This is a genomic window from Enterobacter sp. MGH 24 (assembly GCF_000493015.1).
In the GTDB taxonomy this organism is placed as follows: Bacteria; Pseudomonadota; Gammaproteobacteria; order Enterobacterales; family Enterobacteriaceae; genus Enterobacter.
In genome coordinates this window covers 2,666,101-2,685,503 of record NZ_KI535657.1, presented here as the reverse complement: position 1 = coordinate 2,685,503, position 19,403 = coordinate 2,666,101, and the positions used below count along the sequence as shown (strand labels likewise).

General features: G+C 61.4%; 20 protein-coding genes. 8 read left to right on the top strand and 12 right to left on the bottom strand.

Translation table 11 applies throughout. From position 1 onward, the window contains the following. Positions 1–28: 28 nt before the first annotated feature. Positions 29–508: an SRPBCC family protein gene (locus tag L370_RS09300; RefSeq protein WP_023334868.1), complete on the bottom strand. Its 480-nt coding sequence runs from the start codon at positions 506–508 to the stop codon at positions 29–31. Positions 509–550: 42 nt separating this feature from the next. After that, entirely contained in the window at positions 551–1,567 is a 1,017-nt protein-coding gene (gene mtnA / locus L370_RS09305; protein ID WP_023334867.1) for an S-methyl-5-thioribose-1-phosphate isomerase, read from the bottom strand. Between the two features lie 104 nt (positions 1,568–1,671). On the opposite strand from mtnA, the gene mtnK reads away from it, so the two are divergent. Continuing rightward, positions 1,672–2,871, top strand: a complete 1,200-nt coding sequence (gene mtnK / locus L370_RS09310) for an S-methyl-5-thioribose kinase (RefSeq protein WP_023334866.1) — start codon at positions 1,672–1,674, stop codon at positions 2,869–2,871. A 62-nt stretch (positions 2,872–2,933) separates the two neighbouring features. Here the strand turns inward: mtnK and L370_RS09315 are convergent, their stop codons facing one another. The 4 genes from L370_RS09315 to L370_RS09330 all read right to left on the bottom strand — a co-directional run bounded on the left by L370_RS09315 (position 2,934) and on the right by L370_RS09330 (position 7,847). Beyond that, a complete protein-coding gene (locus L370_RS09315; protein WP_023334865.1) occupies positions 2,934–4,175 on the bottom strand; it encodes an LVIVD repeat-containing protein in 1,242 nt (413 codons plus the stop codon). Positions 4,176–4,268: 93 nt separating this feature from the next. Next, positions 4,269–5,333, bottom strand: coding sequence for a sugar ABC transporter substrate-binding protein (locus tag L370_RS09320; RefSeq protein ID WP_023334864.1), 1,065 nt, complete (start codon positions 5,331–5,333; stop codon positions 4,269–4,271). A 19-nt stretch (positions 5,334–5,352) separates the two neighbouring features. Next, positions 5,353–6,348: an ABC transporter permease gene (locus L370_RS09325; RefSeq protein WP_023334863.1), complete on the bottom strand. Its 996-nt coding sequence runs from the start codon at positions 6,346–6,348 to the stop codon at positions 5,353–5,355. Further along, the gene (locus L370_RS09330) at positions 6,345–7,847 is read right to left on the bottom strand and encodes a sugar ABC transporter ATP-binding protein (protein WP_023334862.1); all 1,503 of its coding nucleotides are present in this window, start codon (positions 7,845–7,847) and stop codon (positions 6,345–6,347) included. Before L370_RS09330 ends, L370_RS09325 begins: the two co-directional genes overlap by 4 nt. A gap of 159 nt (positions 7,848–8,006) precedes the next feature. Between L370_RS09330 and L370_RS09335 the strand changes: the two genes are divergently transcribed. The 4 genes from L370_RS09335 to L370_RS09350 all read left to right on the top strand — a co-directional run bounded on the left by L370_RS09335 (position 8,007) and on the right by L370_RS09350 (position 10,762). Then, positions 8,007–9,095, top strand: coding sequence for an oxidoreductase (locus L370_RS09335; protein WP_023334861.1), 1,089 nt, complete (start codon positions 8,007–8,009; stop codon positions 9,093–9,095). Positions 9,096–9,152: 57 nt separating this feature from the next. Continuing rightward, positions 9,153–9,896 (top strand): SDR family NAD(P)-dependent oxidoreductase, encoded by a 744-nt coding sequence (locus tag L370_RS09340; protein WP_023334860.1) that lies wholly within the window; start codon positions 9,153–9,155, stop codon positions 9,894–9,896. Between the two features lie 184 nt (positions 9,897–10,080). Next, positions 10,081–10,386 (top strand): type II toxin-antitoxin system RelE family toxin, encoded by a 306-nt coding sequence (locus L370_RS09345; protein WP_023334859.1) that lies wholly within the window; start codon positions 10,081–10,083, stop codon positions 10,384–10,386. Continuing rightward, positions 10,358–10,762 carry a helix-turn-helix domain-containing protein gene (locus tag L370_RS09350; protein ID WP_010428455.1) on the top strand — a complete coding sequence of 135 codons (405 nt, stop codon included), beginning with the start codon at positions 10,358–10,360 and terminating at the stop codon, positions 10,760–10,762. Before L370_RS09345 ends, L370_RS09350 begins: the two co-directional genes overlap by 29 nt. Here L370_RS09350 and L370_RS09355 read toward each other — a convergent pair. Beyond that, the gene (locus tag L370_RS09355; RefSeq protein ID WP_006809671.1) at positions 10,759–10,956 is read right to left on the bottom strand and encodes a YbdD/YjiX family protein; all 198 of its coding nucleotides are present in this window, start codon (positions 10,954–10,956) and stop codon (positions 10,759–10,761) included. The genes L370_RS09350 and L370_RS09355 overlap by 4 nt on opposite strands. A 59-nt stretch (positions 10,957–11,015) precedes the next feature. Beyond that, positions 11,016–13,121, bottom strand: a complete 2,106-nt coding sequence (gene cstA / locus L370_RS09360) for a pyruvate/proton symporter CstA (protein ID WP_010428450.1) — start codon at positions 13,119–13,121, stop codon at positions 11,016–11,018. A gap of 268 nt (positions 13,122–13,389) precedes the next feature. Here cstA and L370_RS09365 point away from each other — a divergent pair, with 268 nt between their 5' ends. The 3 genes from L370_RS09365 to L370_RS09375 are packed head-to-tail and all read left to right on the top strand — an operon-like array spanning position 13,390 to position 15,672. After that, a complete protein-coding gene (locus tag L370_RS09365; RefSeq protein WP_010428444.1) occupies positions 13,390–14,085 on the top strand; it encodes a nucleoside recognition domain-containing protein in 696 nt (231 codons plus the stop codon). Beyond that, positions 14,082–14,546, top strand: coding sequence for a YjiG family protein (locus L370_RS09370; protein WP_023334858.1), 465 nt, complete (start codon positions 14,082–14,084; stop codon positions 14,544–14,546). Before L370_RS09365 ends, L370_RS09370 begins: the two co-directional genes overlap by 4 nt. Positions 14,547–14,559: 13 nt before the next feature. After that, positions 14,560–15,672 carry a M20 family metallopeptidase gene (locus tag L370_RS09375; protein ID WP_023334857.1) on the top strand — a complete coding sequence of 371 codons (1,113 nt, stop codon included), beginning with the start codon at positions 14,560–14,562 and terminating at the stop codon, positions 15,670–15,672. A gap of 89 nt (positions 15,673–15,761) precedes the next feature. Here the strand turns inward: L370_RS09375 and entH are convergent, their stop codons facing one another. From entH to entE, 4 genes are read right to left on the bottom strand one after another with little or no spacing between them, the layout of a single operon-like run. After that, a complete protein-coding gene (gene entH, locus L370_RS09380; protein WP_023334856.1) occupies positions 15,762–16,175 on the bottom strand; it encodes a proofreading thioesterase EntH in 414 nt (137 codons plus the stop codon). Further along, complete coding sequence (gene entA, locus L370_RS09385) at positions 16,176–16,928, bottom strand: 2,3-dihydro-2,3-dihydroxybenzoate dehydrogenase EntA (protein ID WP_023334855.1); 753 nt, start codon at positions 16,926–16,928, stop codon at positions 16,176–16,178. After that, positions 16,928–17,782, bottom strand: coding sequence for an isochorismatase (locus L370_RS09390; protein WP_023334854.1), 855 nt, complete (start codon positions 17,780–17,782; stop codon positions 16,928–16,930). The genes entA and L370_RS09390 overlap by 1 nt, the downstream gene beginning before the upstream one ends. A gap of 10 nt (positions 17,783–17,792) precedes the next feature. Continuing rightward, a complete protein-coding gene (entE, locus tag L370_RS09395) occupies positions 17,793–19,403 on the bottom strand; it encodes a (2,3-dihydroxybenzoyl)adenylate synthase EntE (RefSeq protein WP_023334853.1) in 1,611 nt (536 codons plus the stop codon).

Genomic DNA, 19,403 nt, shown 5'->3' with positions numbered 1-19,403 from the left:
ATTCTCCCCCTCACCCCAACCCTCTCCCTCAAGGGAGAGGGGGTCGAAGAGACTTCACGTACCCCACCAGCTGATCCAGCACAATCCCCCACCCTTCGTGGAAGCCCATCTGCTCGTGCTGTTCGCGGATTTCCTTCGTCGGATGACGCGCAATCGCCGTGTAGCGGGTTTTGCCCTCACCTACGTCTTCCAGCAGCAGGATCGCCGTCATAAACGGTTTCTCCGCAGGCTTCCAGTCCTCCCCGTAACCGTCGGTAAAGACCAGCTTTTTACCGGGATCGATTTCAAGAAATACGCCCCGGTTGTCCATCCGCTGCCCGTCCACCTCGAACACGGTGTTGAACCGCCCACCCACGCGCAGGTCGAGGTCGCATTCGGTCACCTTATGGGGAGCAGGAATGAAGAAGTTTTTGATGTGCTCCGGCGTGGTCCAGCAGAGCCACAGCAGGTCGCGCGGTGCGTCCACCACGCGCTCCAGTTTTAAGTCTGTTTCAGGATCGAGCGTCACGATGTTGTCCTCTCAGGGGAACCCCTTAAAGGATAGCCGGACTCAGGCGAATTTCCCGTTTGCTACCGCTTCCGGCGTAACCACGCCCGTGTCCAGCACCCAGCCGCTAATCAGCGAGGCAGGCGTAACGTCAAACGCCGGATTATAGACCTGCGCGTTTTCCGGCGCCCACTGCACCGCGCCAAAGCTTCCGGCGACGCCCGATACCTCGCTGGCGGCGCGCTGTTCAATGGGGATCGCATCCCCGTTCGGGCAGTCCGGATCGAGGGTCGTTTGCGGCGCGGCAACGTAGAACGGAATGCCGTGGAACTTCGCCAGCACCGCCAGGGAATAGGTGCCGATCTTGTTCGCCACATCGCCGTTGGCGGCAATACGGTCTGCGCCCACCCATACGGCGTCCACCTGCCCTTTCGCCATCAGGCTGGCGGCCATGGAGTCGGTAATCAGCCGATACGGCACGCCCAGCTCGCCAAGCTCCCACGCGGTCAATCTGCCGCCCTGCAGCAGCGGACGGGTTTCATCCACCCAGACGTTGCTAACGTTACCGTCCTGATGCGCGCGGGCAATCACGCCCAATGCGGTGCCGACGCCCGCCGTTGCCAGCCCGCCGGTGTTGCAGTGGGTCAGCAGACGGCTGCCGGGCTTCACCAGCGCGCTGCCGGCTTTCGCAATCGCGTCGCAGAGCCGTTTGTCTTCGTCAATCAGCCGCAGCGCTTCAGCCACGAGCGCCGGAACGAAATCTTCCTGCCACAGCGCAATCTTCATGCGGTCGAGATTGTTCATCAGGTTCACCGCCGTCGGGCGGGAGGCGCGCAGGGTTTCCAGCGCCGCCGCCAGCGCGTCGCGGCTTTTGCCGTTTTCCGCCAGCAGCGCCAGCAGCAGGCTTGCAGAGAGACCAATCAGCGGCGCGCCGCGCACCCGCAGGGCATGAATGTGCCCAACCAGCGCCTCTACGGTCGAGGCGTCCAGCCAGCGTTTCTCCTGCGGAAGCGCCTGCTGGTCGAGAATAAAGAGCTGATTATTCGCCACCCGCAGGCTGGTCGTCTGTAATGTCTGCATGTCGTTAATTCCCTGTTGCGTTGATGTAGCACATTGTGTCAGGATGAAATCCAGATGTATAGACGTCTACATGTCTTTATTAGCAAACCCGTGAGGAACAGGCCATGTCGCAATACCGTACCTTTACCGCTCAGGACGCCGTGGAATATGCCAGGCAGTTTGGCGGCCTTGATGACCCATCATCGCTGGTGGAGGCGCAGGAGGTAGGCGACGGCAACCTCAATCTGGTCTTTAAAATTTTCGACAGCGCGGGCGTAAGCCGCATCATCGTCAAGCAGGCGCTGCCCTACGTGCGCTGCGTCGGGGAATCCTGGCCGCTGACGCTGGACCGCGCCCGTCTTGAGGCGCAAACGCTGGTCGAACACTACCAGCACAGCCCGCAGCACACCGTGAAAATCCACCATTTCGACCCGGAGCTGGCGGTAATGGTGATGGAAGATCTCTCCAGCCATCGCATCTGGCGCGGCGAGCTGATCAACAACATTTACTACCCGCAGGCGGCGCAGCAGTTGGGCGAATACCTCGCGCACGCGCTGTTTCACACTAGCGATTTCTACCTGCACCCGCACGCGAAAAAAGCGCAGGTGGCGAAATTCATCAACCCGGAGATGTGCGAGATCACCGAAGATCTGTTCTTCAACGATCCGTACCAGATCCACGAACGCAACAGCTACCCGGCCGAGCTGGAAAACGACGTAGCGGCCCTGCGCGACGACGCCCAGCTGAAGATTGCCGTGGCCTCCCTGAAGCATCGCTTCTTCTCGCACGCCGAAGCGCTCCTGCACGGCGATATTCACAGCGGGTCGATCTTCGTGGCGGACGGCAGCCTGAAGGCCATCGACGCCGAGTTCGGCTATTTCGGGCCGATTGGCTTTGATATCGGCACCGCCATCGGCAACCTGCTGCTCAATTTCTGCGGCCTGCCGGGGCATCTGGGCATTCGCGATGCCGCTGCCGCACGCGAGCAGCGCCTGACCGATATTCAGGAGCTGTGGAACACCTTCGCGGAGCGCTTCCAGGCGCTGGCAAACGAGAAAACGCGCGATACGGCGCTGAGCGCGCCGGGCTACGCCTCCGCGTTTCTGAAAAAGGTCTGGCATGACGCCATCGGCTTCTGCGGCACCGAGCTCATTCGTCGCAGCGTCGGGCTTTCTCACGTGGCGGATATCGACACCATTCAGGACGAGGCGATGCGCCACGAATGCCTGCGCCACGCGATAACGCTCGGCAAGGCGCTGATCGTCATTGCCGAGCGCATCGACAGCGCGGAAGAGCTGGTGGCACGAGTGCGGCAGTACAGCTGAGTGCATTTGGTTTTCTCCCTCTCCCACGGGGAGAGGGCCGAGGGGAGGGCATCAAACCGCACTTACCCCAAATACTCAATCACCGATAACCCGCCGTTATAATCCGTGCTGTAAATAATCCCCTGCGCATCCACAAACACGTCGCACGACTGGATCACCTGCGGGCGATTCGGCCGCGTGTCCATCATCTTCTCCGGCGCGCCGGGCACCAGCGCCCCCGTTTCCACCGGTCGATACGGATTGGAAATATCGTACGCCCGCACGCCCGCGTTCTGGTACGTGGCAAAAATCAGCGTTGAGCTGACGAAGCTTCCCGGCCGGTTCTCATGCAGGTTGTGCGGGCCGAAATGCGCCCCTTTCGCCACGTAGTCGGTTTCACCAGGCTGCGGGAAGGTCGAGATGCTGACCGGGTTCGACGGCTCGCGGATATCAAACAGCCAGATCAGCTTTTCGCCGTCTTCCTGATTGTCCAGCACCGCCTCGTCCAGCACCACCAGCAAATCGCGGTCCGGCAGCGGCAGCGCGGTGTGCGTCCCGCCGCCAAACGGCGGGCTCCAGTTGCGGTGGCTAATGAGCTTCGGCCGGGTGCGGTCTTTCACGTCCAGCAGCGTCAGGCCGCCGTCGCGCCAGCTGCCGTAGGCGGTATCACCCGCGATAATCGCGTGGTGCAGCGCGTAGCGTTTTCCTTCCGGCCAGTTCGGCTTCTCCCCTTCGGCCTGGTTCATCCCCGGCAGCCACCAGCGCCCCGCCACTTCAGGCTTACGCGGGTCCGCCAGATCGATGGTCAGGAAGATGTAGTCGGTAAAGCCGTCGATCAGCGCCGACACATAGGCCCAGCGTCCGCCGACGTACCAGATGCGGTGAATGCCGATGCCGCTCAGCGACAGAAAGCCGATTTCACGCGGCCTGTCCGGCGTGGAGATATCAAACACCCGCAGCCCGGCGCTCCAGCCTTTGTCCTGCACGTCGCTGACGGTCTCCCCCACCTGGCGGGTGTAGTAGACCTTCTCGTCAGCAAAGCGGGCATCGGCAAACAGATCCCGGGCGTTGATCACCAGCAGCAGGTCGTCATGCGCCTGCAGGTGCACGTTCCAGGTGCCGGGCGGCGCGGGCACGTAGCCCGCCGCTTTCGGGTTCTTTGGGTCGCGCACGTCGACAATCGAAAAGCCCTGCGACACCATATGGCCGATATAGGCGAAACCGCGGTGCACCATCAGCTGCACGCCGTCCGGGCGACCGCCCTGGTCGCTATGGCCAATCAGCCGCATATTGCGGCTGTATTCGGGAGGGGGTAATTGAGACACCTTATGCTCCTTACGCCCGGTGGCGCTACGCTTACCGGGCCTACGGGTGCGAAATGTAGGCCGGGTAAGGCGCAGCCGCCACCCGGCTTGGTTTTATTTATTTTTCGCTTCCAGCGTCGCAAACCACGGCGCGATAAAATCTTCCGTCTGGCCCCAGCCCGGAATGATTTTTCCCAGAGACGCCACGTTCACCGCGCCCGGCTGGGCGGTAAGCAGCGCCTGCGGAATGGCCGCCGCTTTGAAATCGTAGGTCGCAGGCGTCGCTTCCCCGGCAATCTTGTTCGCCACCAGACGCACGTTGGTCGCGCCAATCAGCTTCGGATCCACCGCCACGCTCACCTTCCACGGGCTGCCCGGCTCGCGCATCAGCTGCAGATCCTGGTTGGATATGTCGATGCTGTAGAGCTTTATCTCGGTGCGGCCGTTCTCCTTCAGCGCCTTGTACGCGCCCTGGCTGAAGGCGTCCCAGGTGCCCCAGATGGCGTCGATTTTGCCTTTCGGGTATTTCGCCAGGATCGCGCCCACCTTGTTGGCGGTATCACCCTGCACGTCAGACGAGACCGCGCCGATAGACTCCAGCTCTTTGATGTCCGGATACTGCTTTTGCAGCTCTTTATAGGCCGCCTGACGACGCTCCATTGGCGGGAAGCCCGCCACCCACAGCTTGACGATATTGGCCTTGCCGTTGAAATCTTTCGCCAGCTGGCCGAAGGAGAGATTTGTCAGAGAGGCATCGTCCTGCTGGGTGACGGTCACGCCCGGGATCTCGCCGTTAACGGCGGTATCAAAGATGGCGACTTTAATCCCGGCATCCACCGCCTTCTTCACCAGCGCGGTGGAGTACGGATCGCGCCCCTGAGAGAGAATAATCCCGTCATATTTCTGGCTGATCGCCTGGTTAACGAAGTCCTGGAATTTGGCGTCATCCCCGTTGCTTAAAAAGGTGCTGACCTTAAAGCCGAGCTTTTTCCCTTCCTGAATCGCCCCGGCAATAAACTGCGTGGTGTTGTCGTCTGAGCCGAGGTTACGGATCACCGCGATGCGGATCGGCCCGTCATGATTGGCAATGGCGGCCGGAAGCGGCGCGGGCGTAGCCGCGAAGCCTGGCAGAGCCGTGAGCAACCCAAGTGCCACTAAAGAGAGTGCAATCTTTTTCATTTTTTATCCCGTTGTGTTGTCAGCGTTTTTGTATGTAGGTAATCGCCAGCGCCACCGCGAGCACCAGCCCTTTTATAATGTCCATGGCGTAATACGGGACGGAGAGCATCACCAGCCCGTTCGACAGCACGCCAAGAATGACCGCCCCGACCAGCGTACCCAGCGCGTTAGGCTTGCCGGATCCGGCCAGCGAGAAGCCAATCCACGCCGCCGCCACCGCATCCATCAGGTAGCCGCCGCCCGCATTCACCTGCGACGAACCGATGCGCGACGCCAGCAAAATCCCGCCCAGTCCCGCCAGCAAAGAGGCAATCACGTAGGCCGCCACCTTGTAGCGCGTGGTGCGAATGCCGGAGAGACGCGCGGCTTCGGGGTTGCCGCCGATGGCGTACATCCGGCGTCCGTGAGTGGTCAAAGACAACCCCAGCTGCGCCAGCACGGTCACCACCAGCATGACGATCACAATGGTCGGCACCTGCCCCAGCAGGCTGAACGCCGCCGGAATGGTCCCTTCCGCCATGTCGCCGCTCGGCAGCACCATGTTCTCGGTAATCGACCCGCCGTAGCTGTAGGTCATTGCCACGCCCTGGATCACAAACAGGCTGGCAAGCGTCGCGAGCATGTCCGGAATACGCAGGATGACGATCAGAAAAGCGTTAAACAGCCCCACCAGCGTGCAGAGCGCGAGGGTGATCAGAATCGACTCGGTGGTGCCGAATCCGTGCCAGACGAAAAGAGAAATCACCAGCGCGTTCGCCAGCGAGGCGGTGGATCCAACGGAGAGATCGAACCCGCCGATGGTCAATGAAATCGACACGCCAATGGCAATCACCGTCACGATGGCAATCGAGCGCAGAATATTGATGATGTTGTTCGGATCGAGGAAGCTGTCCGACGCCAGGCCAAAGACGGCCACCAGCGCGACGACGGTTAACAGCATGCCCCACCTGTAGAGAAAATCGAAAATCTGCTGACGGCCAGATGCCGCCGCGTTCACTGAAAGGGCCTTGCTCACGACGCCGTTCCTCCGGTTGAATAATAAAGTAGTGTCTCTTCGCGGGCCTCGGCCCCGGCGATTTCCGCCACGATGCGCCCGTCCCACAGCACGCAGATGCGGTCGCATAGCCCGACCAGTTCGGCAAACTCGCCCGAGGCGTAAATCACCCCTTTGCCCTCGCGCGCCAGGCCGTCAATCAGCTGGAACAGGTCGGTTTTGGCCTTCACGTCCACGCCTTTGGTCGGCTCGTCGAATATCAGCACGCTGGCGTCATTGCGCAGCCATTTGCCGATGGCGACCTTCTGCTGGTTGCCGCCGGATAAGCGGCGCAGCACCTGCCCCGGCCCACGCGCACGCACGCCGACGCGGGCAATCACCTCTTCCGCCCAGCGCCACGCCTGACGATGGCCAAACAGGCTCCAGCGCGAGAAGCTGTTATCGGCGCACACGGCAAGGTTCATGCTCACCGGCTCGTCGATAAAAATGCCCTCTTTGCGGCGCTCCTCCGGCACCAGCGCCAGACCGCGCAGCACGGAGTCGGCCGGGTCGCGCGGCTGCCAGGCTTGATGATTCAGCTCACCGCGCGCCACGCGGCTTTTGGTGGCGCCAAACAGCGCCTTGCAGAGTTCGGTTTTCCCCGCCCCCGCCAGCCCCGCAATCCCGAGGATTTCGCCTTTGCGCAGGTGCAGGGAGATATCTTTCAGCAGCGCGTCGTCGTGAAGCCCCTCAACGCGCAGCAGCGTTTCGTCGCCGTGCGGCGGCCGCGCGGGAGGATAGATGTCGCTCAGCACGTGGCCGAGCATCTTCTCGACGATCGCTTCGCCGCTCAGATCGGCCATCGGGCCGGACTCGATCAGCTTGCCGTCGCGCAGCACCGTTAAGGTGTCGCAGATGGCCTTCAGCTCGTGAATGCGGTGGGAGATAAACACCACGCCGATGCCCTGCTGCTTTAAACGTCTCACTACCGCAAACAGGCGCTCGCTCTCATGCGCATCCAGCGGCGCGGTGGGCTCATCAAGAATCAAAAAACGGCAGTGGTGGGACAGCGCCCGCGCCAGCAAAATCTGCTGCTTTTCGGCCAGCGAACAGCCGTCGATGGAGCGGCGAACGTCCAGCGTCACGTCCAGCTGCGCCAGCGCCTGTCTCGCCTGCTGGCGGATCGCGCGCCAGTTGAAGCGATGCCCCGGCTGCGCCAGCTGGTCGAGCATGATGTTTTCGGCAATGCTTAACCCCGGGATCAGCGCCACGTCCACCTCCTGCTGCACGAGGTGGATCCCCAGCCGTTTGGCGTCAAGCGGTTCGCGGATCGTCACCGGCTGGTTGTTAATGCTGATCTCACCCTCATAGTGGTTGTGCGTGCCGCACAGCACCGCCATCAGCGTCGATTTCCCCGCGCCGTTGGCACCGGTCAGCGCGTGTACGGATCCGCCGGTTAAGGTAAAGTCCACGCGCGACAGCGCCTGAAAGCCGGAAAAGGCCAGGCTGATACCGCGCATCTCAAGGCGACTGGAAACCATCCGCGTAAATCCTTCATTACTCTTCTGATTTATCGAATTTTTCACAGCTCCGGTTGACTGACAACGACGGAAAAGGCATAAGATAAAGCGAAATATTATTAGCCATCCGGATGTCCAGACATAACATCGGGTTAGCGCTTGCTAAAAAAGGACAACACCATGAGCAACACCGATATCCGCGTCGTGCCTGGCCCGGCGAACTACTTCTCTCATCCCGGAAGCCTTGCGCAGCTGGATAACTTCTTTACCCCGGAACAGCTTTCCCGCGCGGTGTGGATCTACGGCGAGCGCGCTATCGAAGGCGCGCGCCCTTTCCTGCCGGAGAGCTTTAACGCGCCGGGGGCGAAACGCCTGCTGTTTAAAGGCCACTGCAGCGAGCGCGACGTCAGCCATCTGGTGAATGAATCCGGCGGCGGCGCCAGCGTGGTGATTGGCGTCGGCGGCGGCGCGGTGTTAGATACCGTCAAGGCCGTGGCGCGCCGCTTAGGGGTGCCGTTCGTGGGCATCCCCACTATTGCCGCTACCTGCGCGGCGTGGACCCCGCTCTCCGTCTGGTACAACGATGCCGGTCAGGCGCTGCATTTTGAGATCTTCGACGATGCCAACTTCCTGGTGCTGGTGGAGCCGCAGATCGTCCTTAACGCCCCGGCGGAATATCTGCTGGCGGGCATCGGCGATACGCTGGCGAAGTGGTACGAAGCGGTAGTGCTCGCCCCGCAGCCTGAAAACCTGCCGCTGACCGTGCGGCTGGGCATCAACGGCGCGCTGGCGATCCGCGACGTGCTGCTGGAACACAGTGAGGAAGCGCTTGCCGACCAGCAGCGCGGTGAACAGACGCAGGCGTTCCGGGACGTGGTGGACGCGATTATCGCCGGTGGCGGGATGGTCGGCGGGCTGGGCGAACGCTATACGCGCGTGGCGGCGGCGCATGCGGTGCACAACGGCTTAACCGTGCTGCCGCAGACGGAAAAATACCTGCACGGCACCAAGGTAGCCTACGGGATTCTGGTGCAGAGCGCGCTGCTCGGCCAGGACGACGTGCTGGCGCAGCTGGTGGCGGCGTACCGGCGTTTTAACCTGCCGACCACGCTTCGCGAGCTGGACGTCGACATCAATAACCGCGACGAACTGGATCACGTGATTGCCCACACCCTGCGCCCGGTGGAGTCGATTCACTATCTGTCGGTTGCATTAACGCCTGACGTTCTGCGCGCTGCGTTTGAGAAAGTGGAATCCTTCAGCCGTTAATCTCGCCGACAGGCTATACCTAATGATGATTCTTACCACTCTCGTAACGAGGTCATCATGCAGATCGATTTAACAGGTAAAAAGGCGCTGGTTACCGGTGCCAGCCGCGGGTTGGGTCGGGCAATTGCACTCTCGCTGGCGCGCGCCGGTGCGGATGTGATTATTACGTATGAAAAATCTGCCGATAAAGCCCAGGCGGTCGCCGATGAGATTAAGGCGCTGGGCCGACACAGCGAAGCCGTACAGGCGGACAGCGCCAGCGCGCAGGCGATTCAGGATGCCGTCACCCATGCGGCGCGCTCCCTTGGCGGGCTGGACATTCTGGTCAACAACGCCGGGATCGCGCGCGGCGGCCCGCTGGAGTCCATGACGCTGGCGGACATTGATGCCCTTATCAACGTCAACATCCGCGGCGTGGTGATCGCCATTCAGGAAGCGCTGGTGCACATGTCCGACGGCGGGCGCATTATCAACATCGGCAGCTGTCTGGCAAACCGCGTGGCTCAGCCGGGTATTGCCGTCTACTCGATGACCAAATCTGCTCTTAACTCCCTCACCCGCGGGCTGGCGCGCGATCTGGGGCCGCGCGGTATTACCGTTAACCTGGTCCACCCCGGCCCCACCAACAGCGATATGAACCCGGAAGACGGGGCACAGGCTGACGCTCAGCGTCAGCTTATTGCGTTGGGTCACTACGGCCAGCCGGAAGACGTCGCAGCGGCGGTCACGTTTCTTGCCAGCCCGGCTGCCGGGCAGATCTCCGGTACCGGCCTGGACGTGGACGGAGGTTTGAACGCCTGATCGCATTTTTCCTGCAAGCCTCTGTCGCCCGACAGAGGCCTTCCCGAGCGCTCTCGACGGTTCGCATTTTGCCGCTTTCTCCCGTTTTTTCGCCGCTCTACAGTACCCCCATTAGAAATTCGGAATTTATCTAATAGTCTTATTATTTCCTTATATTTTGTGTGGGCGTACAGTGGAGGTACGGATGAAGATTGTCTGGTCCAATGGTGCAAAGAAGGCGTTTTCAAAGATTCACGAGCGGTATCAGCGTCGCATTGAGGTGAAGCTCTCCGAGCTGGATGACCGCTCGGCTCCCAGGCCCGATATCAAAAAAATATCGGCGACAGAAGATCATTTCCGGCTACGCGTTGGCGATTACCGCATCAATTATACGCTTCGGGACGATCCCGATGACCATTGTTATGTTTTGGCCGTCAAGCGCAGAACTTCAACGACTTACCTGCATGAGGAGAGTGCCAACTATGGCTGTACAGCTAATCAAGGACGATAACGGGAAAACGCAGTACGTCGTTATTCCCTATCACGAATATTTTCGTATGCTCTTACAGATGGCAGAAATTGACGACGAAACCGACGACGATCTGGAGGATATTGAGGTCGAACACGATAGTCTGGATGACGTGGAATTGCCGGGAGAAGTGTGCAGCATCATGACCTGGCAGAACGTCAGCCTGCAGGCCGCGTGGCGCATCCTGCGCGGCATGTCCCAGCAGGAGGTGGCGGAGAAACTCGGCATCAGCCAGTCCGCCGTGTCACAGCTGGAAGCGCTGGACTCTCGCCCACAAAAGCGCACCCGTGAAAAACTGGCAGCCATTTACGGCTGCAAGCAGGAGCAAATCAGCCTCTATTTACCGAAAGAGGGTTAACAGCACTTCGCCCCGCCCTTGCCGCCGTAGCGGGCGTCCTGGCGGTCGCGGAAAAATTCTTCGTAGGTCATGGGCGTCTGGTCCGGATGGTTGACGCGCATATGCTCGACGTAGTTGTCGTAGTCGGGCACGCCAATCATCATTTTGGCGGCCTGGCCCAGGTACTTACCTGCTTTGGAGAGGGTGTCGAACATAATTTTGGTCTCACAGGAAATATAGGCCGGGTAAGCGCTAGCGCCACCCGGCTCACAGGTTAATGTGCCCCTTTGGCCTGGGTGACAATCTCTTCCAGGTTTTCAGGCATCGGCTCGTAAGGCGTCTCTTTTGCCGTTGGCTTGTCGACTTTCAACGCCGCCAGCGCGGTTTTGAGAGAATACAATGCCAGCACCACGACCACCACCATAAAGAAGATAGTCAGCCCGGCGTCCAGACGATTGTTAAACACCAGCTGAGACAGCTGCGACTCGGTGTACTGCGCCGGGATCTTACCGCTGTCGATCATCGCCTGGAACTTGTTGGCAATCGCCAGGAAGCCCACCTTGTTGTCCGGACTGAAGGCTTTCTGCCAGCCCGCCGTCAGGGTACAAATCAGCAGCCATGCGGTAGGCACTAATGCCACCCAGGCGTAACGCTGGCGCTTCATCTTGAACAGCACCACCGCGCAGAGCATCAGCGCCATGCCTGCCAGCATCTGGTTGGCGATACCAAACAGCGGCCACAGGGTGTTAATCCCGCCCAGCGGGTCGACCACGCCCTGGTGCAGGAAGTAGCCCCACGCCAGCACGCACAGCGCCGTCGCCAGCAGGTTAGCCGGGAGCGAATCGGTACGCTTCAGGTTCGGGGAGATCACCCCCAGCAGGTCCTGCAGCATAAAGCGCGCCGCACGGGTTCCCGCATCCACCGCCGTCAGGATAAACAGCGCCTCGAACAGGATGGCGAAGTGATACCAGAACGACACGTCCATCAGCCCGCCCAGCGCGCCGTGAAGAATATACGCCATGCCGACCGCCAGCGTCGGCGCTCCGCCCGCACGGGAGATAATCGACTGCTCGCCCACTTCATTAGCAATGTGCGTTAGCGTTTCAGGGGTAATGGCAAAGCCCCAGCCGCTGACAACCTGCGCGGCAGACGCCACCACGTCGACGGTTCCGGCAGGTGCCAGCACCGCCATCGGGCTGTTCATCGCGAAGTACACGCCCGGGTCGATAATACAGGCCGAGACCAGCGCCATGATGGCGACGAAGGACTCCATCAGCATGCCGCCGTAGCCAATCAGGCAGGCCTGATTTTCATTGGCCAGCATCTTCGGCGTGGTGCCGGAGGCAATCAGCGCGTGGAAGCCGGACACCGCGCCGCAGGCGATGGTGATAAACAGGAACGGGAACAGGTTACCGGTCCAGACCGGGCCGGTGCCGTCAATAAATTTGGTCAGCGCAGGCATGGTCAGGGTCGGACGCATAATCAAAATGCCGATCGCCAGCCCGACGATGGTGCCGATTTTCAGGAAGGTGGAAAGGTAATCACGCGGAGCCAGCAGGAGCCACACCGGCAGCACCGCCGCCACAAAGCCGTAGCCCACCAGCATCCAGGTCAGCTGCACGCCGGTAAAGTCGAAGAACGGTGCCCAGGTTGGGCTTTCCGCCACCCAGCCGCCGGAGATAATGGCGAACACCAGGAACACCAGACCAATCACCGACACTTCACCAATGCGCCCCGGGCGCAGATAGCGAATGTAGATCCCCATAAACAGCGCCAGCGGAATGGTGAAGGCAACGGTATAGGTTCCCCACGGGCTGTGGGTCAGCGCTTTCACCACGATCATCGCCAGCACCGCGAGGATGATCACCATGATCATAAAGGTCGCCACCAGCGCAATCACCCCGGCGGTTGCCCCCATCTCCTCTTTCACCAGCTCGCCCAGCGAACGACCGTCGCGGCGGGTGGAGACGAACAGCACCATAAAGTCCTGCACCGCCCCCGCCAGCACCACGCCCGCGAGGATCCAGATCATCCCCGGCAGGTAGCCCATCTGCGCCGCCAGCACCGGCCCCACCAGCGGGCCCGCGCCGGCAATCGCCGCGAAGTGGTGGCCAAACAGCACCTTTTTGTCGGTCGGCACGTAGTCCAGCCCGTCGTTATGGCGCACGGCAGGCGTCATGCGCGTCGCGTCAACGCCTAAGACGTTCTTCGCGATATAGCGGCCATAAAAACGGTACGCGATCAGATAAATGCAGACGGAGGCGACGACGATCCAGAGCGCATTGATCTGTTCCCCCCGGTTGAGGGCGATATAGCCCAGGGCAAAGGCTCCCACAACGGAGAGCCCTGCCCATGTAAGGTATTTCCCTGAGTTGTTCATAGTGGTTATCCGTTGTTGTGAAACAGTGAGATGTTACATTTTGTTTCTAGAACAACCGGAAAAATTTAACAACTTTGAAACGCAATAATGCGTGGTCAAACCAGACATTTACACCACATTGTTAAGCCGATCACTTTCGCGACGTCCTTGGTCACACTTTTGCCTTTTTCATCCGTGCGCCGCCTTACGGAATGATTTGTATCATTTTTTTTGCTCATAACCTCGACAGAATGATCCTGCGCAATCGCGTACATACAAGGAAAAGGATATGAACAGTTCTGTACCTCAGGATCATAAGGTCGGGCCGGGCGCGTACTTCGCCCTGGCGTTTGCAGCCGTTTTCTTCTCCGGCCTGTTAGGCGGAAAAGAGTGGTACGGCGTCTTTGATTTCACCACCCTCAACGGTGCGTTTGGCAAAGTGGTCAGTAAAGCCAGTCTGGATGACGGTACGTTAACCACAGCCAGCAGCGCCTTTCGCGGCACCGGCGGCAGCGGCGCGATGGACGGGTTTCTCTTCGCGCTCGGTTTAATTCCCGCGGTGATGTTCGCGCTGGGGATGATCAACGTGCTGGAACACTATGGCGCGCTGCGTGCCGCGCGCAAACTCTTAACCCCGCTGCTGCGCCCGCTGCTGGGCATTCCCGGCACCACCGGGCTGGCGCTGATTGGCAGCCTGCAAAGCACCGACGTGGGCGCGTCGCTGACCCGTAATCTGTCAGACGAAGGGCAAATCAGCGAAAAAGAGAAAGACGTTTTCGCCATGTTCCAGTTCTCCGCCGGGGCGATGATCACCAACTTTTTCTCTTCCGGGGCGATCCTCTTCACGCTGGTCGCCGTTGACGGCACGGCGGCGGTTCCCACGTCCATCGGAGCCTGTATCGCCGTCATGTTCATCATGAAAATCGTGGGCGCAAATCTGCTGCGCTTGATCCTGTCCTTCACCCGTAAAGGAGACGCCGCATGAGTGCCCCACAGTCTAACCCCGTGATTACCGATGTCTTCGTCGAAGGCGCGCGCAAAGGCTGGAGCATTGCCACCAGCAGCACCCTGCCCAACGTGGTGATGGCATTTATCATCATCAAAGCGCTGGAAATTACCGGTGCCCTGAAAGGGCTAGGCATGATCTTCGCCCCACTGATGGGCCTGTTCGGCCTGCCGGGTGAGGCTGCCGCCGTGCTGATTGGCGGCTGGATGTCGATGGGCGGCGGGATCGGCGTCGCCATCGGCCTGTTTGATAAAGGCATTATCTCCGGCGAGCACCTGGCGATCCTGGCGCCCGCCATCTACCTGATGGGCTCGCAGGTGCAGTATCTGGGCCGCATTCTGGGCGTGATCGGCACCCGCGCCAAACGTATCCCGCTAATGATCGCCATCTCGGTCGTCAACGCGTTTTTAGCCATGCTGCTGATGCGCATTATTCTCTGAACAGGACGTGAACATGAATCTTGACCACTATATTGAAGAGCTGAAATCCCTGGTGAACGTGGACTGCGGCACCCAGACTATTGCGGGCGTTGCCGCCGTGGCAGGCATCATGCAGCAGCTCTGGCAGCGCGAAGGCTGGCATACCGAGCAGGTTAATCTGGGCGATAAGGTGGGCCCCGGCGTATTCGTCAGCAACAAACCGCAGGCGGAACGCTTTGACGTGCTGCTGGTCGGGCACCTGGATACCGTGTTTGCCCCCGGCACCGTCGCCGAGCGCCCGATGAGCGAGGACGATACTCGCCTGTACGGTCCCGGCGTCTCGGATATGAAGAGCGGACTTCTGAATATTTTGTGGGCGATGCGCGGGCTCGACGCCGCGGACAACGATCGTCTCGCGATTGCCGTGGCGATGAACCCGGACGAAGAGACCGGCTCGGTGCATTCGCACGCATGGATCGGCGAGCTGGCAAAGCGTTCCCGCTGCGTGCTGGTCTGCGAAGCCGCCCGCGCCGACGGCTCGCTGGTGAAAGCGCGTAAAGGCATGGCGGGCTATCACCTCACCTTCAGCGGCGTGGCGGCGCACGCGGGTAACGACCCCGAGAAAGGCCGCTCGGCAATTACCGCCCTGGCGAACAGCATCATCGCGATTAATGCGCTGACCGACTGGGATCGCGGCACCACGCTCAACGTCGGGGTGATTCGCGGCGGCAGCGCGGCGAACGTGGTCGCGGACAGCGCCGTAGCCGAACTCGACGTGCGCTTCTGGGAAAACGACGAGTACGATCGGGTGAATCAGGCGCTGGAGGCGTTATGTGAAAAAGGCTTTTTAGACGGCGTGACCACGACGCTTGCGCGGGTGAATCACAAACCGGCGATGGCAGCAAGCGTTGCGACTCAGACCCTGATGCAGCAGGTTGAAGCGGCAGGAAAAGCAGAGGGTATCGACATCACCTGGCAGGCGGTCGGCGGCGGTAGCGACGCCAACCACACCGCCGCGCTCGGCATCCCGACGCTCGACGGCCTGGGGCCGATTGGCGCCGGGTTCCACAGCCCCGCGGAGTGGCTGGATAAAGCGTCGATTGAACCGAGAATTCGTCTGTTGAAGCGGGTGGTATTGATGCTGTAAACATTGCCCGGTGGCGCTTCGCTTACCGGGCCTACGTGTGAGGTGTAGGCCGGGTAAGGCGAAGCCGCCACCCGGCAATTCTGCATCGTTCAACCCAACACCATCGTACTCAACCGGCAGGTACAGCACCGCCGCCCCTGCTCGTCGAAGACCACAATCTCCCAGCTCTGGCTGGAGCGCCCCAGATGCAGCGGCTGGCACACCCCGCGCACCCTGCCGTGCGACACCGCCCGGTGGTGCGTGGCGTTAAGCTCCGTTCCCACCACGCTCTGCCCGTCGCGGGTCATCAGAAAACCGGCCATTGAGCCGAGCGTTTCCGCCAGCGCCGCGGATGCCCCGCCGTGCAGCAGGCCAAACGGCTGATGGGTGCGCGCATCCACCGGCATCTCCGCTTCCAGCGTGTCGTTGCCGATACGGGTATAGACGATGCCGAGATGCCCCACCATCGTGTTCTGGCTGGTGGCGTTCAGCTCCTCGAGCGGTACATGACGTTTCCAGATCATTTACGCCCCCAGCGTGGAGCCGCCGTCCACCACGATATCCTGCAGGGTGATATGGCTGGCGGCATCGGATGCCAGGAACAGCACCGTGCTGGCAATCTCCTGCGGGCGGGCGATTTTGCCCAGCGGAATGCCGAGCTTAAACTGCTCGCCAAAGCCGCGAATGCGCTGCTGCTCCGCGTCGTCGCTGGTCCACAGGGTGCGCTGCATATCGGTGTCCGTTGAGCCTGGCGACACCAGGTTACAGCGCACGCCGCTGCCCGCCAGCTCCAGCCCGACGGTCAGGGCCAGGCTTTTCAGCGCCGCTTTCGAGGCACCGTAGGCGCTCATGCCGATGCGCGGCGTGTGCGCCGCGTCGGACGCCACGGTGACTATCGCCCCGCCCTGCTGACGGCGAAACTGGCCCATCGTCTGCTGGAACAGGTTGAACGCGCCGCCGACGTTGACCGCGAAGGTCTGCTGCCAGTCCTCCTGCGAGAGCTGGTCCGTCGCCCCCATGCGCAGAATGCCCGCCGCGTTGACCAGCACGTCCAGCCGCTCAAGGGTATTAAGCAAACGGCCACACGCATCGCTGACCTGAGCAAAATCCGCCACGTCGAGGGTTTCGGTGGCGAACGGATAATCACCCAGCGGAAACGCCAGGTCGAACCCGGTCACCTGCGCGCCCGCGTCAACAAACGCCAGCGCCGTCGCGTAGCCAATCCCCTTCCCCGCGCCCGTCACCCAGACGGTTTTGCCGGTGAAATCAAATCCCATCACTTCACCTCGCGGGAGAGCAGCGCCCACCAGGCGTCGATTGTGGGATTTTTGGCCAGCATCACGAAATCAATGTCGCCGTGCACTTTGCGCCAGCGGGCGGCCAGCGCCATCATGCGCACCGAGTCCAGGCCGTAGTCGATCAGGTTTTCGTCATCCATCGGCTCGTCGGACTCGTCCAGCAGCGGCAGGATCAGCTCACGCAGCGCGGCTTTGGTCGCCGGAACGGACGGCAGCAGCTCGTCGGTCATCACCACGCGGCCCGAGCGCCCGGCCACGTAGTTCAGCGACATCAGGTGCTCATCGCGGGTGAAATCCGCCAGCGCGTCGGCGATAAAGAACGGCTTGATGTCGCGCATAAAGGCATCGGTGGCGGTGGTCATGCAGCCGATATGGGCGTAGACGCCGGTAATCAGCAGCTGGTTACGGCCCGTCTCCTTCAGCATCTGCTCCAGCGGCGAGCGGTGGAACGCGCTGTAGCGCCACTTCACCAGCACGGTGTCGGCTTCGTCCGGCGTCAGTTCAAGGACAATGCGCTGCTGCTCCGGCGAGCGGGTCAGGCCCGGCCCCCACATGTCGTTCAGCAGGGCGCGGTCTTCATCGCTCTGCTCTTTCGGCTGCGCGGTGTAGTAGACCGGAATATTGTGCGCTTTGCAGTAAGCGCGCAGTCTGGCGATATTCGCCACCACCTGCTGCATCATCGCGCTGTTTTCGCCCCAGAAGTTCAGGAAATACTCCTGCATATCGTGGATCAACAGCGCGGCACGTTCAGGCTCAAACGCCCAGTTCACTTTATTCGTCGGCAGCTCTGCGGCGGTCGGCAGCGCGTAAGCGGTTAATTTTGGAATGGCCATACTCTGTTCCTCAGCCCCGGGCGCGTTCAGCAAGCCACAGGCGCAACTGTTTCTTATCGACTTTGCCGACGGGCGTCAGCGGGAGCGCATCCACGCTCTCCACGCGGTCCGGCAGCTTGAATTCGGCAACGCCCTGCTCGCGCAGGAAGCGGCGCACCTCGACCGCGCGCAGGGGCTGTTTCACCACCAGGTACGCGCAGCTTTTTTCGCCCAGCAGGCTGTCCTCCATGCTCACCAGCGCGGCGTGGATCACCGCCTCGTGGCGCAGCAGCAGGTTTTCAATCTCTTCGGCGGCGATCTTCTCCCCGCCGCGGTTGATCTGATCCTTCTCGCGCCCCTGCACGGTGATGTAGCCCTGCTCGTCAATGGCAATCAGATCGCCGGAGCAGTAAAAGCCGTCGGCGTCAAAAGCGCTGGCGTTGTGTTCCGGGCTGTTGAAATAGCCGCGGAAGGTATACGGCCCGCGCGTCATCAGACGCCCAACCTCACCGCGCGGCAGCGGGTTGCCGTGCTCGTTCGCCACCCACACCTCGTCGTCCGGGCACATCGGGCGGCCCTGGGTGTTGATGATGCGCTCCGGCGCGTCGTCGAGGGCGGTGTAGTTCACCAGCCCTTCCGCCATGCCGAACACCTGCTGAAGCTGGCAGCCGATTTCCGCCGGAATGCGCGCCGCGAGCGTGGCGGAGAGGCGCGCGCCGCCCACCTGCAGCAGCTTGAGGGATGCGAGCTGCGCGTTCCCCGCGCCGTCGGCAATTGCCTGTAGCCACAGGCTGACCGCCGGAGGGACCAGCGAGGTGACGTTAACCTGATGCCGTTCAATCAGCGGGAAGCAGAGCGTCGCGCTCGGATCGTTCGCCAGCACCACGCAGCCGCCCGCGGTGAAGACGCCTAACGATCCCGGCGAGCTCATGGCGTAGTTATGCGCCGCGGGCAGCGCGTTCAGGTAACGCGTTTCGGCGGTGATGCCGCAGATCTCGTTGCTGCGGCGAATGCTGTAGTCGTAATCGTTATGCGTGCGCGGGATCAGCTTCGGCGTGCCGGTGCTGCCGCCGGAGAGCTGGAAGAAGGCCACTTCGTCGGCGGGCGTCGGGTTCGGAATGAAGTTATCCGCCGGGCGCGCAATCGCCGCTTCCAGCGCATGTTCGCCCTTATCGCCGCGTAGCAGCACGGCGCGCACGGAACGGTGTTCATCCACAAATGCATTGAGGAAGTCATCGCCCGCGAACAGGGCGTGGTCGCGATCGGCAATCAGCACGGCGGGTTTGATCTGCGCGGCGTAGGCGTTCAGCTCGCTGCGCTGATGGCTAAAGAGCGCGTTCACCGGCGCGACGCCGATTTGCAGCAGCGCGAAGAAGGTGATGTAGAACTCGGCCACGTTGCCGAGCTGCACCAGCGCCGTCTCGCCGCGGTGCAGCCCCTGCGCCTGAAGGGCGGACGCCAGGTTGTTCACCGCCTGATTAAACGTGCGGTAGGTAATGCGGCGATCGCCGTCAATTATCGCGACCGCATCGCTGTCCGCGCGATCCGTCAGGATGTGGGTCAACGGCAGATCCTGCCAGTAGCCTTTTTCACGGTAGCGCCGCGCAAATTCCTCAGGCCAGCGGGTAAAGGGAATGGTCAT

What these genes read in the sequence shown, in the direction of transcription:
- mtnA (WP_023334867.1), bottom strand. Translation starts at nt 1,567, where the DNA reads ATGCAGACATTACAGACGACCAGCCTGCGGGTGGCGAATAATCAGCTC.
- mtnK (WP_023334866.1), top strand. Translation starts at nt 1,672, where the DNA reads ATGTCGCAATACCGTACCTTTACCGCTCAGGACGCCGTGGAATATGCC.
- L370_RS09320 (WP_023334864.1), bottom strand. Translation starts at nt 5,333, where the DNA reads ATGAAAAAGATTGCACTCTCTTTAGTGGCACTTGGGTTGCTCACGGCT.
- L370_RS09330 (WP_023334862.1), bottom strand. Translation starts at nt 7,847, where the DNA reads ATGGTTTCCAGTCGCCTTGAGATGCGCGGTATCAGCCTGGCCTTTTCC.
- L370_RS09335 (WP_023334861.1), top strand. Translation starts at nt 8,007, where the DNA reads ATGAGCAACACCGATATCCGCGTCGTGCCTGGCCCGGCGAACTACTTC.
- L370_RS09340 (WP_023334860.1), top strand. Translation starts at nt 9,153, where the DNA reads ATGCAGATCGATTTAACAGGTAAAAAGGCGCTGGTTACCGGTGCCAGC.
- L370_RS09345 (WP_023334859.1), top strand. Translation starts at nt 10,081, where the DNA reads ATGAAGATTGTCTGGTCCAATGGTGCAAAGAAGGCGTTTTCAAAGATT.
- L370_RS09350 (WP_010428455.1), top strand. Translation starts at nt 10,358, where the DNA reads ATGGCTGTACAGCTAATCAAGGACGATAACGGGAAAACGCAGTACGTC.
- L370_RS09355 (WP_006809671.1), bottom strand. Translation starts at nt 10,956, where the DNA reads ATGTTCGACACCCTCTCCAAAGCAGGTAAGTACCTGGGCCAGGCCGCC.
- cstA (WP_010428450.1), bottom strand. Translation starts at nt 13,121, where the DNA reads ATGAACAACTCAGGGAAATACCTTACATGGGCAGGGCTCTCCGTTGTG.
- L370_RS09365 (WP_010428444.1), top strand. Translation starts at nt 13,390, where the DNA reads ATGAACAGTTCTGTACCTCAGGATCATAAGGTCGGGCCGGGCGCGTAC.
- L370_RS09370 (WP_023334858.1), top strand. Translation starts at nt 14,082, where the DNA reads ATGAGTGCCCCACAGTCTAACCCCGTGATTACCGATGTCTTCGTCGAA.
- L370_RS09375 (WP_023334857.1), top strand. Translation starts at nt 14,560, where the DNA reads ATGAATCTTGACCACTATATTGAAGAGCTGAAATCCCTGGTGAACGTG.
- entH (WP_023334856.1), bottom strand. Translation starts at nt 16,175, where the DNA reads ATGATCTGGAAACGTCATGTACCGCTCGAGGAGCTGAACGCCACCAGC.
- entA (WP_023334855.1), bottom strand. Translation starts at nt 16,928, where the DNA reads ATGGGATTTGATTTCACCGGCAAAACCGTCTGGGTGACGGGCGCGGGG.
- L370_RS09390 (WP_023334854.1), bottom strand. Translation starts at nt 17,782, where the DNA reads ATGGCCATTCCAAAATTAACCGCTTACGCGCTGCCGACCGCCGCAGAG.
- entE (WP_023334853.1), bottom strand. Translation starts at nt 19,403, where the DNA reads ATGACCATTCCCTTTACCCGCTGGCCTGAGGAATTTGCGCGGCGCTAC.